The sequence below is a fragment of the Chryseobacterium sp. AG844 genome (assembly GCF_003182335.1).
GTDB classification, from domain to species: Bacteria; Bacteroidota; Bacteroidia; order Flavobacteriales; family Weeksellaceae; genus Chryseobacterium; species Chryseobacterium cupriresistens.
Genome location: NZ_QGTV01000004.1, coordinates 49,966 through 63,906 on the forward strand (window position 1 = coordinate 49,966; position 13,941 = coordinate 63,906).

Genomic DNA, 13,941 nt, shown 5'->3' on the forward strand with positions numbered 1-13,941 from the left:
TTAAGTGATTCTTCAATTTTAAAACTTTAAATCCCTGTATTTATCCAGGTACAGATCTTCCATTCTCCGCATCTCTTTTTCTTCCTCTTCCGTCTTATCTTTATAGCCTGCAAGATGTAAAATACCATGGGCTAAAACCCTTCTTAATTCTTCTTCATAATCTCGGGAAAGGGTAGAGGCGTTATCAGAAATGCGCTGCAAAGATACGAAAATCTCAGCGCTTATTGTCTTACCTTTTACATAATCAAAAGTGATGATATCTGTATAATAATCATGCTGCAAATAATCCTGATTAATCTTAAGAAGATATTCGTCATCACAGAAAATGTAATTGATTTCTCCTAATTTTTTTCCTTCTGAAAGAATAAGATCTTCCAGCCATTTTTTGTAATCTGTACTTACCGACTCTGGTAAGTTTTCGTAAAAGAACTGTATCATTTTTTTAAAACCAGTGTCCTAAAATAACACTGAATATACCTTTTTGGTTATTTTTTAGGGAGTGGCTGAAGTTTACTTTTATCTGCCCGAAAGGAGATTTGTAACCAGCTGTAATTCCCAGTGAGCTATAATTTACTTTAACTGCATCTTCAAACTTGATATCGTTTGATAAGTTGGCAAAGGTAAAGTTTCCGCTGATAAAATAGTTTTTATTAAACTTAAACTGGATATCATTTGATGCCAGTATTACATTGTTTGTATACAACTGGGCGAAATAAAATCCACCAAAGCTTTTAAAATTGATGAGATTCTGCTCAAAAATTCCGCCTAATCTGTATTGGTAATAGCCTGGAAGGTTTTCACCGATAGTAACTCCTCCAAACAGATTGAGACGATAGCTGAATTGTTTGCTAAGCGGAATATTAAGCTTAAGGTCCGCTTTGATCTGAATAATTCTTTTATCAACTTCAGACTTTAAAAGATCTACAACCTTTCCTTCTGCTGCAAAATAAACCCCTTTTGTAGGGAATTCCTTATCATCCTGAGTGTCGGTCTTAATAAAAACATAAGGATTCAGAAAACGGCTGTATCGCCTGTTATCTCCATTGCTGTTTTCTGCTTTAAAATAATCGTGGCTAATACCGCCGCCAATGGCAAATTTATCCTTCCACGTAGACTGTATATAAGCTTCATTTCTGATCCATTCCCAGCGGTCTACTACATAATTATCTACATTCTTTATATCAAAGCTCATTCCTGACGAATAGAGACCAACTCCCGGAATGTATCCGTTATCTACAAAATAATTAAGGTAATATCTGAGACGGTCTCCTACAACAAGATCCACCGAAAGGTTTGAATTTTTGAATAAAAGTCTTTTGGCAGAATAATTCAAAAGAAGTCCTGTTTTAAAAACTTCGTCATAATGTAATCCGAATTTTAAAAAATGACGGGCATCATCTTCAGTCACGTAAAGCTTCAGATAGTTGGCGTCATTCTCCTGAACGATATCATAATTGATAAATTTGTAGTTGTTGGTAGCAACAAGTTTATCTATCATTTTATTAATGCTTCCATAGGTCTGCAAAGAGGGAAGGCGTAATCCCATTTTTCCCAGCGTGTAGTTTTTACCATAAATTTTGCTTCCTTCAATGGAAATACTGTCTATTTTATAAACATTGGAATATATAGGGTTCACCTGTTGTCTGAGACGGTCAAATGATCTCTTTGGCAGTTGGTCTAATACCTGGGAATATTTCATACCTTCCACATATCCGCTGTCGAGAATTTTCTTTTTATCATCGTAGCTTGTAGCGGACATTCCTTTCAGATTGGGTTTAATATTGATATCTGTATATCTGTATTGTCTTCGGGTATCTCTTTTGATACCGAAATCTATGACCTGGTTCAGAATGGCTATAATATTGTTTAAATCTTCTCTTTTAGAAAGATCCTGATTAAGGTCCACACCAATGACGATGTCAATTCCTTTGTCCTTTAGAGGCTTTGACGGATAGTTTACCGTCATTGCTCCGTCTATATAAATGCTGTCACCAATTTTTACGGGATCCATTAAAGAAGGAAACGCAGAACTTGCCATAATAGACTGTACGAGATCTCCTTTTTCAAAAATCTGCATATTTCCGCTTTCAAGATTGGTGGCAACACATAGGAATGGGATAGGCATTTTAGAAAAGTCTTCAATATTGGAAACGTTTTTGAAAAGTTCTTTCAGAAGATAAACGTTTCTCTGGCCGGTGCTGATGGAAGAGGGAAGTGTAATTTTTCCGTTTTTAAGCGGAATGGATAAAAGATATTTGTCTACGGATTTGTTGAAAAAGCTTGCTTCCTGCCGGGACTTCGGATCCATAATCAGAGAATAGAAATCCGTATCCATGACTATTTTTTCTATTTCTTTTCCGGAATAGCCTGCGGCGTACAATCCGCCTACGATGGCTCCCATACTCGTTCCGGAAATGTAATCCACTTTCACTCCCAATGAATCCAGCACTTTAAGAACTCCAACATGTGAAAATCCTTTGGCTCCGCCACCGGCCAGAGACAGGCCTATTTTTGGATTCTTCGGAATTACCAGATTTTTTTTTACCTGAGAATGGATCAATAACAGTGGGAATATGAAAAGCAGAATCAGGAGTTTTCTCATAGTTAATCTTTTATATAAATCCGTTTCACCCGCGGGGAAATGGAGGTTAATACTTCATAGGTTATCGTTTTGCAGTATCCTGCGAATTCTTTTAAGCTTGGTTTGGCGTTGAAAACAGTTACGGTATCACCTTCTTTTACGTTGGGAATATGGTCTACATTAATCATCATCATATCCATGCAGATATTTCCAACTATGGGTGCCAGTGTTTTATTAATTCCGACATTTCCTACCTGATTTCCGATCAGTCTTGGAATTCCGTCTGCATATCCTACAGGAATCGTTGCAATTCTTGTAGGATGATCTGCTTTATATCTTCTGCTGTAGCCTACAGATTCACCATTTTCAACGGTTGATATCTGTGAAATTACGGTTTTAAAGCTTACCACAGATCGTAATTGTTTCTGAATTTCAGGATCTGCAGATTCTCCAAGCATTCCGATACCAATTCTTACCATGTCATGCTGATGATCTTTATAGCTTGTGATTCCTGCTGAATTCAGGATGTGGCGTATAGGAGTGTAGCCTAATTTTTCAATAAGATAGCTGGAATTTTTTTCGAAAACCTCCAGTTGTTTTAAAGTGAATTCTTTTTCTTCAGGCATATCAGAAGAAGATAGATGACTGAACATACTTTGAACCTTTACATTTTTATGGCTTAAAGTTTCGTTTAATTGATCCAGCTCAAAGTCTTTAAAACCAAGACGGTGCATTCCCGTTTCCAACTTGATATGGATTGGATACTTCTTATCATATCCGGATTTCTGAACCGCTTCATAGAATAATTCCAAAACTCTGAAACTGTAGATTTCAGGTTCAAGGTTGTATTCAATAATTGTCTGATAACTGTGCTGTTCGGGATTCATCACAATAATAGGAGTAGTGATTCCTTTTTTTCTGAGCTCTACACCTTCATCTGCATAGGCTACCCCAAGATAATCTATATGATGATGCTGAAGAAATTCTGATACTTCAAAGCTTCCCAGCCCGTAAGCGTTGGCTTTCACCATTGCCATCATTTTAGTTCCCGGTTTCAGCAATGATTTATGATAGTTGATATTGTGAAGAATTGCATTAAGGTTTACTTCCAATACCGTATCATGCTTTCTGAGTTCAAGAATATCTTTCAGTTTTTCGATCTCAAATTTTCTGGCTCCTTTGAGCAGAATAATCTGATTTTCTATTTCAGTAAGATGTTTGCTTTCAATGAGCTCTTTAGTATCAATAAAAGTATATGTTTTAGTTTTAAATAATTCACTAAAGTTTGATATTTCATCACCAATTAAGAAGACAGAGTCAAAATTTTGCTCATTCACCAGTTCAGAAACTTCTTCATATAATTCTTTGGCGTTGGAGTTTACTCCTACAATATCTGTTAAGACCAGTGATTTTTTAGATTTGTTGTATTCATTCAAAAACTGCAGGGCAGTCTTCAAAGAGTCGAGGTCAAGATTAAAAAAATCATTGATGATAATATTGCCTTTAATTCCTTCAATGGCTTCAAGCCTCATTTCAACGGCTTTTAAAAGGTTGATTTTTTCAACGATCTTTTTATTTTCGATATTCAGTTCCTTAAGCACGGAGATAAGCGCCATAGCATTGGTTAATGTCGCTTCGTCTCTCTGATGCGCAGGAAAACTGATTTCTTCACCCAAATATTCAACAATGATGTTTTCATCTTTGGAAATATTGTTTTTGATGAAAACCTGATTCTCTTTTTTAAAACCGTAAGCAATTAATTTTTTATCAGAATAGGATTTTTTAATTTTTTGATCAACCAAAAAATTATCTCCATTATAAATGATCACTTCAGAATTTTTGAAAAGAATAATTTTTTCATTAATCAATTCTTCCTCGGAAGAAAAGTTGGCCGCGTGAGCAGTTCCGATATGCGTGAGCAGTCCGATCTGAGGGTGGAAAATATTTTCAAGTTTTTCCATTTCATGCGGTTTTGAAATTCCCACTTCAAAAATTCCCAGTTGATGAGAATTGTTGATTTGAAGAAGAGACAGCGGAAGGCCGATCTGGGAATTAAAACTCTTAGGGCTTTTCACTGTAGGAAATTCATTCCACAGACATTGATAGAGCCATTCTTTTAATATAGTTTTACCATTACTTCCCGTAATCCCGATGGATTGTAAATGAGAATGTTCAAAATGATACTTTGCTAACTTTTGAAGAAATTCTACAGAATTTTCAACAATGATCCAGGTTATATTTTCAAACGCCGGATAATGATGTTCAGAAATAATGACATTGATTCCCTTGTCCATTGCAGACTCAATAAATTTTTCACCGGAATTTTTGTGAGTATTGATCGCAATGAAAGCTGTATTCTTGATAGAATAAATAATCCTGCTGTCGTATGCTATATTTTTGATCAATAAACTTCCGTCACCAATGAACTGTGAATTGGTGATCTCTGCAATGTGTTGTACTGTATAATTCATTGGTACCCTTTCTGCTTTTTTTAGCGAAACGGCAAAAAGGTAAAATAGTAAAAGGGCTAAGATTTATGACATCATCCGGTTTTTCCTTTTTAAATATTTTACAGTGTAGCTTTTTCGCTTTTCATTTTATATTAGTGAATATATTTTACGGTTTATAGCAAACAGTTTTACAATTTAGTGATTTCGTCGTCTGCTTTATCCGATTATTTTCTTTTTGAAAGTACTTCGTCAATAAAAACACGGCGGCTTACTGCTTCATAACTTTCTGTTTCTCCCAGTTCCACCAGATTATCTCCCTGTGAAGTTCTCATCGAGTAGTTGGCAAGATTACCGGTTCTCTTACAAATAGCATGCACTTTTGTAACATACTCTGCAGTTGCCATCAAATTTGGCATTGGCCCGAACGGACGGCCTAAAAAGTCCATATCCAATCCTGCAATAACGACTCTGATCCCGCTATTGGCGAGCTGGTTGGCAACATCAACAATGCTTTCATCAAAAAACTGAGCTTCATCAATGGCTACTACATCACAATTGGAAGCCAGCAGAAGAATTTCATTAGGGTTTTCTACTGCTGTACTGCGGATTTTATTCTGATTATGGGAAACTACATCTTCTTCAGAATACCGTACATCCATTTTGGGTTTAAAAATTTCCACATTCTGTCCTGCCATTTCCGCTCTTCGCAATCTGCGGATAAGTTCCTCGGTTTTACCGGAAAACATAGAGCCACAAATTACTTCCATCCAACCACTTTGTTTGGAATGATTAATTGTATTTTCTAAAAACATTTGTTAAATTAGCCGTATATTTTTAACATCAAAAGTAAGCAATTTTAATAAGAATCTTATTATGCAGAATATCCAAGATTTAAAGGAAAAGATTTTTTTTGAATCCATGAATATCATTGATAATCTGGACAAAATAAGTAATATAGACGAATTACTTTCCAAGCAAGATCTTGTAGATGAGCTTGCTAACAGGATTTCTTTTTTGAAACTGCTGGAAAAAAATATCGAATACTTCGTAACAGATAATACGGCACAAAATCCGGAGCATCAGTATGTCTCTTTTGTTTCAGGAGAAACAGAACATCATGATACAGGAAGTGAAGTAACCGAAGAGGAGGCTATTTTCAATAATGAACTGAACGAAATTGATGAAAATGAAGTTTTTTCTGAGGAATCTGAAGAAGAAGCCGTTTTCAATAATCAGCTGAATGAAATTGTTGAAAACGAATTCCATGAAAATATCGTAAGCTTTGTAGAAGAAAATAAGACTGAAAACGCACCTGAAAATCAGGAACAGGATTTTGGAAATGAAACGCTGGAAGAAGAAGCAGTTTTTAATAATCAGCTGAATGAAATTGATGAAAATGAAATTTCAGAAGAACAAAGAGCTGTTCTGAGTTTTGTGGATGAGGATAAAATCCTTGCAGATTCTACACCGGATTCGGATGAAGATCTTAACGAAGATCTGTTTTATAATGAAGTCACAGAGGAAGAAGCTGTTTTCACTAATCAGCTCAATGAAATAGAAGAACAGGAAGATGAAATTATTGTGACGAAATCTGAAAAAGAAACGGATTCTGTTGTAGTAAATGATGTAAAATCTTCTGTAACGGAAACAATTCCGAGCATTTTTGATACAGAGACGCTGGATGATGAAATACTGATTGAAGAAAACGAAGAACAATTTGTGGCTTCAAACATTTCCATAGAACAGGGAGAAATGGCTACAGAGACTTCCAATGTAGAAAATATTCTGAGTGAGATCAAAAATGACCACTCTGAAGAACCTGTAAAAGAAGAAAGTATTCTTGCTGAAGTCTATGATCGCAGAAAGATTGTCGAAATCGACAAGCCTGTTCCCGAAGAAACAGATAAACATCGTTCCGATGAAAGCTTCGAAAATTTAGAAGAATACCATCGGGAGAAAAAAATAAAATTAGCCAATATCAAAGGAATGAAGGCTGTTCAGTCACTTTTTGATGACGACCACCTGGAACTTTCCAAGGAAGAAAAAACAGCTCCTGTTGTTAAAGAAGATACAGGAAGTATTCTGAAATCCAATATTCCAACCCAATTCATGGAAGCAGATAAGCTGAAACCTGAATTTAAGCTGGATCTGAATGACAGACTTGCCTTCACGAAGATGCTTTTTGAAGGAAGCCAGGCAGATCTGAATGATACCGTTTATCAGCTGAACCAATTCAGAACACTGGAAGAAGCCAAAGAATACCTGAGTGATCTGTACTATGACAGAAAATGGAATAAGGTGGATGAATATGCACAGAGACTTTGGATATTGGTGGAAAATAAATTCTTATAATTTTGAGCGGAATCCTATATTTTGTTCCCACACCCGTTGGGAATCTGGAAGATATGACATTCAGGGCAGTAAATGTTCTGAAAGAAGTAGATTATATTTTATGTGAAGACACCAGAACTTCAGGAATACTTTTAAAACATTTTGAGATTTCCAAGCCCTTAAAGTCTTATCATTTACATAATGAGCATCAGGCAACAGAGAAAGTGATTACAGACCTTAAAAACGGGCAGAATATTGCTATTATTACCGATGCAGGAACTCCCGGTATTTCAGATCCCGGATATTTGCTGGCCAAAGCAGGAGCAGATGATAATATTGACATGATTTGCCTTCCCGGAGCTACGGCGCTCATTCCGGCACTTGTTGTTTCGGGGCTTCCTAATAATGAATTTCTATTCGCAGGATTTCTGCCGCAGAAAAAAGGAAGACAAACCAAACTGAAGCAGCTTGCAGAAGAAAAAAAGACCATCGTTTTGTACGAGAGCCCTCATAAGATTAATACCACTCTGGAACAGATCAAAGAATTCTTCGGAGAAGAAACCAAAGTAAGCTTAAGCCGTGAGATTTCTAAGAAATTTGAAGAAACTAAAAGAGGAACAATCAATGAATTAATTGAGTTCTCCAAGAGTAAAACTTTAAAAGGAGAGATCGTCCTTATTGTCAATAATTCTATTTAATTTTCTTTGAAAAAATTAGTTTTTGTATTGTGTTCTGTAGTCTGTACAGCACAAACTAACCAATATATGAAGGTGATCCTGTCAAAAAAGACGGGGAAAGAAATCAGTTCTTATTCTGAAGGATATGGAACATTCTACGATACTGATTATAAGAAACAGGGAATTGTGGATTCTTTGGGAACTATTACATTTGAATCTCCTTACAAAGGAAGTATTCTGCATGTTTTCAAAAACCGGTTTATTCTTTATTCTGAGGAAGGAAATGGCAGAAAATCAGCTGTTATTGACGAAAAGGGAAAAGAACTTATTCCTCTGAACGATCAGGAATTTAATACACCCTGGTGGAGTGAAGAATGCATTATTTCATCAAAACAGAATTCAGAAGCTGTTTATGATTTTAACGGAAAGGAAATCATTCCTTATTCGGAAAAAATCCGTTTTTCAGGGAAGAACAGACTTTTTGTTTTAAAAGATAAAAAATGGTTTCTGTATGACTTTAACGGAAAGCAGCTCAACAATCGCGAATTTAAAGAAGACTATAGCTTTGAAGAGGACAGGGCACTTATCATTAATGAAAATGGAGAAAGTGAAATCATTGGTAATAACGGGCAAACGCTGCACAAATTTTCTAAACAGGTTGTCAACATCAATGCTTATCCTTATCTGATTACTAAAAATAAAAGTACAGGAAAGTATGGCTTGATTGATGCGGAAGACAATACGATTGCCGAAGAAATTTTTAACGATATCACTCCGGAATATTTTGGCAAAAAAGAATATATCTATCTTACGAAAAACGGAAAGACAACAGTTTTCAGTAAGAAAGACGGAAAGCTGTACGCACAGACTTTTAAATACGTAAATCCTTTATTAGGTAATTTATTCAGTGTTTATAATGATAAAGCAAAAAAATCCGGCATTATAGACCTGCAGGGTAACATCATTTTTCCGCAGGAATACGATTTTATCAAAAGTTTTACTGTTTCAGGAAAAGATTTTATTTACCTTAAAAAAGGAAATGAAGAACAATTCTTAGATAAAGATCTTAAAAATATTGTAGGAGACGGAGTTCAGATTTTCGGGTTTTATCCCGACAATCTTATCATTGGAAAGCAGGACCGCTATTATAGATTTTCTGTAAAAGATCATTCTATATCTGAGTTGAAAAATATCAGCGAGATTAAAAATGAAGATGTTGACTATTTTAATCCTCTCAATCAGTATTCAAAACCTTTGGTCTGCAGAAATACAGACAACTTTTATGGAATCCTGGATGGGAAGGGAACAGAAATTGTACCGTTTGTATACGAAGATATTATCACATTCGGAAATGCTGAAAACGAGATTGTCGTGAAAAAAGAAGGAAAATTTGGGGTTTCCAATTTTCAGAATGAGCCTTTGAAAGACATTATTTATGATAAATACTTTTGGCAGAAAGAGGTATTAAGACTGGATAAGAGTAAAAAAACAGACTTTATTTATTTCACCAGATTTAAAAATAATTCCGTTCAACTTTAATGAAAATTCTGATATTCATCAAAAAAAAGCTAGTATTTTGACAATTTAAATGGGTTGAATAACATTTTATAATATCTTTGCAAACCGTTTAATTCCAGAAAGGAATTGTAGAAACATGAAGAGGCAGCTGTCACTAGCTGAACGAGTTATAAAAAATAATTGTCAATAGATATGAAAATATTAGAAGGAAAAGTAGCACTAATTACCGGAGCTACAAGAGGAATCGGTAAGGGAATTGCTGAAATGTTTGCTCAGCAGGGAGCAAAGGTAGCATTTACCTACGCTGGCTCTGTAGACAAAGCAAAAGAATTAGAAGCAGCTTTAAGTTCTGTAACCCAAATTAAAGGATATCAGTCTGACGCATCAGATTATGATGCTGCTCAGAAATTGGTGGAGGAAGTGATGGCAGAGTTCGGGCAGATTGATATTTTGGTAAACAATGCAGGGATTACAAAAGATAACCTGTTGTTGAGAATGTCCAAAGAAGATTGGGATAAAGTAATCAAAGTAAACTTAGATTCAGTTTTCAACCTTACAAAGGCAGTAATTAAGCCGATGATGAAGGCAAGATCAGGATCTATCATTAATATGACTTCTGTAGTAGGTGTGAAGGGTAATGCCGGACAAGCCAACTATGCAGCTTCTAAAGCCGGAGTGATCGGGTTTACAAAATCTGTGGCATTGGAATTGGGATCAAGAAATATCAGATGTAATGCTATTGCTCCCGGATTTATTGAAACAGAAATGACGGCTGTTCTGGATGAAAAAACCGTTCAGGGATGGAGAGAAGAAATTCCAATGAAGAGAGGAGGACAGCCAGCGGATATCGCCAATGCATGTGTATTCTTAGGCAGCGAAATGTCTGCATACATTACCGGACAGACGTTAAACGTTGACGGTGGAATGTTAACATAAAAAATGAAAAAAGTACAGAATATAGTTTTATTCTTGTCCGTTTTACTATTCATCGGTCTGACATACATTAGTTTCTTTAATGTATATCAGACCGATGATTATTTTTGGTCCTATACAACCAGAAAAGTGGGACTACTGGAAAGTTTTAAAGAAACTTATACAACATGGGGAGGAAGATATTTTGGGTATTCTATCAATATGTTTAATCCCGTCTTTTATGACAGTAACAATATTGTTCCGAAAATCTATCCCGTCTTTTTAATGTTTTCCTTTATTGGAATTTCCGCATTAAACCTGAAAGAATATTTCCACTATTCTCTGAAAGAATCTCTCAAAAAAGGCTTCCTTTTGTTTTTCTTTTATACCATACTTCTGGTAAGCCTGCCTGAGCATTACTTCTGGATCACGGGTTCAAATATCTATTTCGTTCCTGTAATTTTAGCAGGTATTTTACTCTATTTTATTAAAAAAAATAAAGATACTGGAGAGAATATCTGGTTTTATCTTTCCATACTGCTTGTCGTAATGCTGATGGGTTCTAATGAAATTCTGGCATTGATTGTATGGGGAATTCTGTTGGTATCTTATTATCAGAAACGTAATAAAAAGAACTTGTTTTTGGCACTCCTGGGAACCGTTTTCCTGCTGGTATGTTTTCTTGCACCAGGAAATTTCAACAGAATGGGAGAGGTAGAAAGAGGTGTTGTAAAATGGTTGAAAAGGATTGCTCTTTTTGGTGCTGATACAGCATATGTAGGGCTTAAGGTTATCGCAGTACTTCCATTGTTTATTAAGGTTTTTGAAGAAGAACTCAGGAAAATCGCTACTCAGATACTGTTGAAAAAAGCTGTTTTATTCTGGTTGGTTTCATTGATACCTTTGTTATTTACAGGGTATATTCTGACCGCCATTGCAAGGCAGTTTGAAAGTATCATCTTCTATTTTTTAATTAGTTTTTCACTAATCGTCTTTTTCAAATTTGAGAAAATTAAAAATTTTTGGTGGGTTTCTCTTTTCATTGTTTTTCTACCTGAATTGAAAATTTTCCCCGAAAAGTATTCTTATTTTAACATTGATTTTAATGGTGAAAATATAGTTATGGAGCTTTTGACTACAAATCTTAAGGAATATGAAAGAGAGATGAATCAGAGAGTTGATATAATTAAAAACTCGTCTCAGGATTCTGTTGTGGTAGATAAAATAAAAGAAGTTCCCAGAATTTTATATATGGATGAAATGGCTTCTGTAAAAGAGGAAAAAACCTATGTAAATGATCAGCTTGAAAAATATTTCAATAAAAAATACATCAGAACAAAAGAATAAAGGCTTTAGATAAATATTCTAAAGCCTTTTATTTTTAGTCTTTAAAAACCTGATTTTCCTGCTCCTGGACTCTTATAAAAGTAGTTCTCTTGGAAAGTTCTTTAAGCTTTGAAGCACCTACATAAGTACAGGTAGATCGTACACCTCCTAAAATATCCTTTACGGTTTCTGAAACAGGACCCTTATAGGCCACCTTTACTGTTTTTCCTTCAGAAGCACGATATTCTGCCACACCTCCGGAATGCTTATCCATGGCTGTTTTAGAACTCATTCCATAGAAAAGGCGATATTTTTTACCGTTTTCTTCAATCATTTCGCCACCACTTTCATCATGTCCGGCAAACATTCCGCCCAGCATTACGAAATCTGCACCGCCACCGAAAGCTTTTGCTACATCACCGGGAACTTTGCATCCGCCGTCAGCAATGATATGCCCTCCCAAACCGTGAGCAGCATCTGCACATTCAATAATCGCAGAAAGTTGAGGATATCCCACTCCTGTTTTTACTCTGGTCGTACACACAGACCCAGGTCCAATACCTACTTTAATAATATCTGCACCTACCAGAAGAAGTTCTTCTACCATTTCTCCGGTAACCACATTTCCTGCTATAATAATCTTATCCGGGAAATTGGCTCTTGCCTTCTTCACAAATTCAACGAAATGCTCAGAATAACCATTGGCTACATCTATGCAAAGAAACTCAATTTTTGGGTGCTTATTGAGAATCTGTTTTATTTTCTCTTCATCAGCTTTTCCGGTTCCGGTACTCAGTGCAATATACTGATGAATACTTTCAGGCTGGCTGTTGAGAAACTTGCTCCATTCCTCAGGAGTATAATGCTTATGAACCGCGGTAATAATTTTCTCCTTGGCCAGTTCTACTGCCATTTCAAAAGTTCCTACCGTATCCATATTGGCAGCAATTACAGGGACTCCTGTCCATCTTTTTCTGGTATGTTTAAAGGTAAATTCTCTCTGTAAATCAACTTCCGAGCGGGATTTTAAAGTAGAACGCTTAGGGCGGAACATTACATCCTTGAACCCGAGTTTTATGTCATATTCTATACGCATTTTGTAATTATTTGTCAGAATAAAGGTAGTGAATAATATGAAATAGTGTATTTTTGAAACAATGGATTTTCCTGTAACATTTCATATTTTCGGCAAAACAATCCTTGCGCATCCGCTTTTTGAGGCTGCCGGAATGTTTCTGGGCATGAGATATTATTTTTATCTGAAACGTAAGTCTAAAGAAAAACTTTCCTTCAATACTTCTGCGGCAGTTTTAATTGGTGCTACTGCCGGAGCTTTGATCGGTTCCAAGCTGATCGGTAATCTTGAAAATCCTTATGCATTGTTTGAAAATTTTTCTGTCAGAAAGGTCTGGTCAAACAATACTATTGTAGGCGGACTGGCTTTTGGTTTATTGGGAGTAGAGCTGGCAAAAAAGATTGTACATCATAAAGAAAGTACGGGAGATCTTATTGTTTTTCCCCTGATATTGGCCATGATTATAGGCAGAATAGGATGTTTTCTTACAGGTATTGGTGAAGAAACATATGGTATTCCTACTGATTCTGTTTTTGGGATGCATTTGGGGGATCAATATCTCAGACATCCTGTTGCCTTGTATGAAATAGCCTTTTTACTTTTTCTGTGGATTGGATTAAAGTATATTCAGAATCGTAAGAAGTACACCTCAGGTTTTATTTTTCAGCTGTTTATGCTCAGCTACTTTTCGTTCCGATTCTTTTTGGATTTTATTAAACCAAGAATAGAAATCATTGGAAATATAGGTACAATTCAAATGGTATGTATCTGTGTAATTATTTACTACATTTATAAAATCAAAAATACCGGATCTTTATATTTAAAATATTCAAGATGAAAACATTAACTATTTTAGAAGGCAATCTCAATCTGGCTGGAGTAGTGGTAATGATTATTGGTGCAATTATTTTGGCTGCACTGGTTTTTTCCCTCATCGTCGCTTTTATTACAAAACTTATTTATGAAAGGAAAGGAGACCAAAAATTCACCAGAAAACAATTTATCCAGACCATGCTGATATCCCTTCTGATCTGTGGATTAATCAGCGGTTATATTTGCGGAGGACTTTAA

General features: G+C 35.6%; 12 protein-coding genes. 7 read left to right on the forward strand and 5 right to left on the reverse strand.

All coding sequences use genetic code 11. The annotated features are described in order from the left end of the window. Positions 1 to 18: 18 nt before the first annotated feature. The 4 genes from ybeY to DEU40_RS05775 form a co-directional block, all read right to left on the reverse strand. Complete coding sequence (ybeY, locus tag DEU40_RS05760; protein ID WP_034694045.1) at positions 19 to 438, reverse strand: rRNA maturation RNase YbeY; 420 nt, start codon at positions 436 to 438, stop codon at positions 19 to 21. Between the two features lie 4 nt (positions 439 to 442). Next, on the reverse strand, positions 443 to 2,602 hold the full coding sequence (locus DEU40_RS05765) for a patatin-like phospholipase family protein (protein WP_110008959.1): 2,160 nt from the start codon (positions 2,600 to 2,602) through the stop codon (positions 443 to 445). 2 nt (positions 2,603 to 2,604) lie between these two features. Next, on the reverse strand, positions 2,605 to 5,052 hold the full coding sequence (locus DEU40_RS05770; protein WP_110008960.1) for a bifunctional UDP-N-acetylmuramoyl-tripeptide:D-alanyl-D-alanine ligase/alanine racemase: 2,448 nt from the start codon (positions 5,050 to 5,052) through the stop codon (positions 2,605 to 2,607). Positions 5,053 to 5,255: 203 nt separating this feature from the next. After that, positions 5,256 to 5,843: a thymidine kinase gene (locus tag DEU40_RS05775; protein ID WP_062672824.1), complete on the reverse strand. Its 588-nt coding sequence runs from the start codon at positions 5,841 to 5,843 to the stop codon at positions 5,256 to 5,258. Between the two features lie 61 nt (positions 5,844 to 5,904). Between DEU40_RS05775 and DEU40_RS05780 the strand changes: the two genes are divergently transcribed. The 5 genes from DEU40_RS05780 to DEU40_RS05800 all read left to right on the forward strand — a co-directional run bounded on the left by DEU40_RS05780 (position 5,905) and on the right by DEU40_RS05800 (position 11,816). After that, positions 5,905 to 7,383 carry a hypothetical protein gene (locus DEU40_RS05780; RefSeq protein ID WP_110008961.1) on the forward strand — a complete coding sequence of 493 codons (1,479 nt, stop codon included), beginning with the start codon at positions 5,905 to 5,907 and terminating at the stop codon, positions 7,381 to 7,383. Between the two features lie 2 nt (positions 7,384 to 7,385). After that, positions 7,386 to 8,060, forward strand: a complete 675-nt coding sequence (gene rsmI / locus DEU40_RS05785) for a 16S rRNA (cytidine(1402)-2'-O)-methyltransferase (protein WP_110008962.1) — start codon at positions 7,386 to 7,388, stop codon at positions 8,058 to 8,060. A 6-nt stretch (positions 8,061 to 8,066) separates the two neighbouring features. Then, positions 8,067 to 9,578: a WG repeat-containing protein gene (locus DEU40_RS05790; protein WP_146207828.1), complete on the forward strand. Its 1,512-nt coding sequence runs from the start codon at positions 8,067 to 8,069 to the stop codon at positions 9,576 to 9,578. 171 nt (positions 9,579 to 9,749) lie between these two features. After that, positions 9,750 to 10,493 (forward strand): 3-oxoacyl-[acyl-carrier-protein] reductase, encoded by a 744-nt coding sequence (gene fabG, locus DEU40_RS05795; RefSeq protein WP_041461954.1) that lies wholly within the window; start codon positions 9,750 to 9,752, stop codon positions 10,491 to 10,493. 3 nt (positions 10,494 to 10,496) lie between these two features. Continuing rightward, positions 10,497 to 11,816, forward strand: a complete 1,320-nt coding sequence (locus DEU40_RS05800; RefSeq protein ID WP_110008964.1) for a DUF6056 family protein — start codon at positions 10,497 to 10,499, stop codon at positions 11,814 to 11,816. Between the two features lie 34 nt (positions 11,817 to 11,850). Here DEU40_RS05800 and DEU40_RS05805 read toward each other — a convergent pair whose 3' ends face one another. Further along, complete coding sequence (locus tag DEU40_RS05805; RefSeq protein ID WP_110008965.1) at positions 11,851 to 12,891, reverse strand: GMP reductase; 1,041 nt, start codon at positions 12,889 to 12,891, stop codon at positions 11,851 to 11,853. Between the two features lie 61 nt (positions 12,892 to 12,952). Between DEU40_RS05805 and DEU40_RS05810 the strand changes: the two genes are divergently transcribed. Continuing rightward, a complete protein-coding gene (locus DEU40_RS05810; protein WP_110008966.1) occupies positions 12,953 to 13,708 on the forward strand; it encodes a prolipoprotein diacylglyceryl transferase in 756 nt (251 codons plus the stop codon). Beyond that, the gene (locus DEU40_RS05815) at positions 13,705 to 13,941 is read left to right on the forward strand and encodes a hypothetical protein (protein ID WP_110008967.1); all 237 of its coding nucleotides are present in this window, start codon (positions 13,705 to 13,707) and stop codon (positions 13,939 to 13,941) included. The genes DEU40_RS05810 and DEU40_RS05815 overlap by 4 nt, the downstream gene beginning before the upstream one ends.

What these genes read in the sequence shown, in the direction of transcription:
- ybeY (WP_034694045.1), bottom strand. Translation starts at nt 438, where the DNA reads ATGATACAGTTCTTTTACGAAAACTTACCAGAGTCGGTAAGTACAGAT.
- DEU40_RS05765 (WP_110008959.1), bottom strand. Translation starts at nt 2,602, where the DNA reads ATGAGAAAACTCCTGATTCTGCTTTTCATATTCCCACTGTTATTGATC.
- DEU40_RS05770 (WP_110008960.1), bottom strand. Translation starts at nt 5,052, where the DNA reads ATGAATTATACAGTACAACACATTGCAGAGATCACCAATTCACAGTTC.
- DEU40_RS05775 (WP_062672824.1), bottom strand. Translation starts at nt 5,843, where the DNA reads ATGTTTTTAGAAAATACAATTAATCATTCCAAACAAAGTGGTTGGATG.
- DEU40_RS05780 (WP_110008961.1), top strand. Translation starts at nt 5,905, where the DNA reads ATGCAGAATATCCAAGATTTAAAGGAAAAGATTTTTTTTGAATCCATG.
- fabG (WP_041461954.1), top strand. Translation starts at nt 9,750, where the DNA reads ATGAAAATATTAGAAGGAAAAGTAGCACTAATTACCGGAGCTACAAGA.
- DEU40_RS05800 (WP_110008964.1), top strand. Translation starts at nt 10,497, where the DNA reads ATGAAAAAAGTACAGAATATAGTTTTATTCTTGTCCGTTTTACTATTC.
- DEU40_RS05805 (WP_110008965.1), bottom strand. Translation starts at nt 12,891, where the DNA reads ATGCGTATAGAATATGACATAAAACTCGGGTTCAAGGATGTAATGTTC.
- DEU40_RS05810 (WP_110008966.1), top strand. Translation starts at nt 12,953, where the DNA reads ATGGATTTTCCTGTAACATTTCATATTTTCGGCAAAACAATCCTTGCG.
- DEU40_RS05815 (WP_110008967.1), top strand. Translation starts at nt 13,705, where the DNA reads ATGAAAACATTAACTATTTTAGAAGGCAATCTCAATCTGGCTGGAGTA.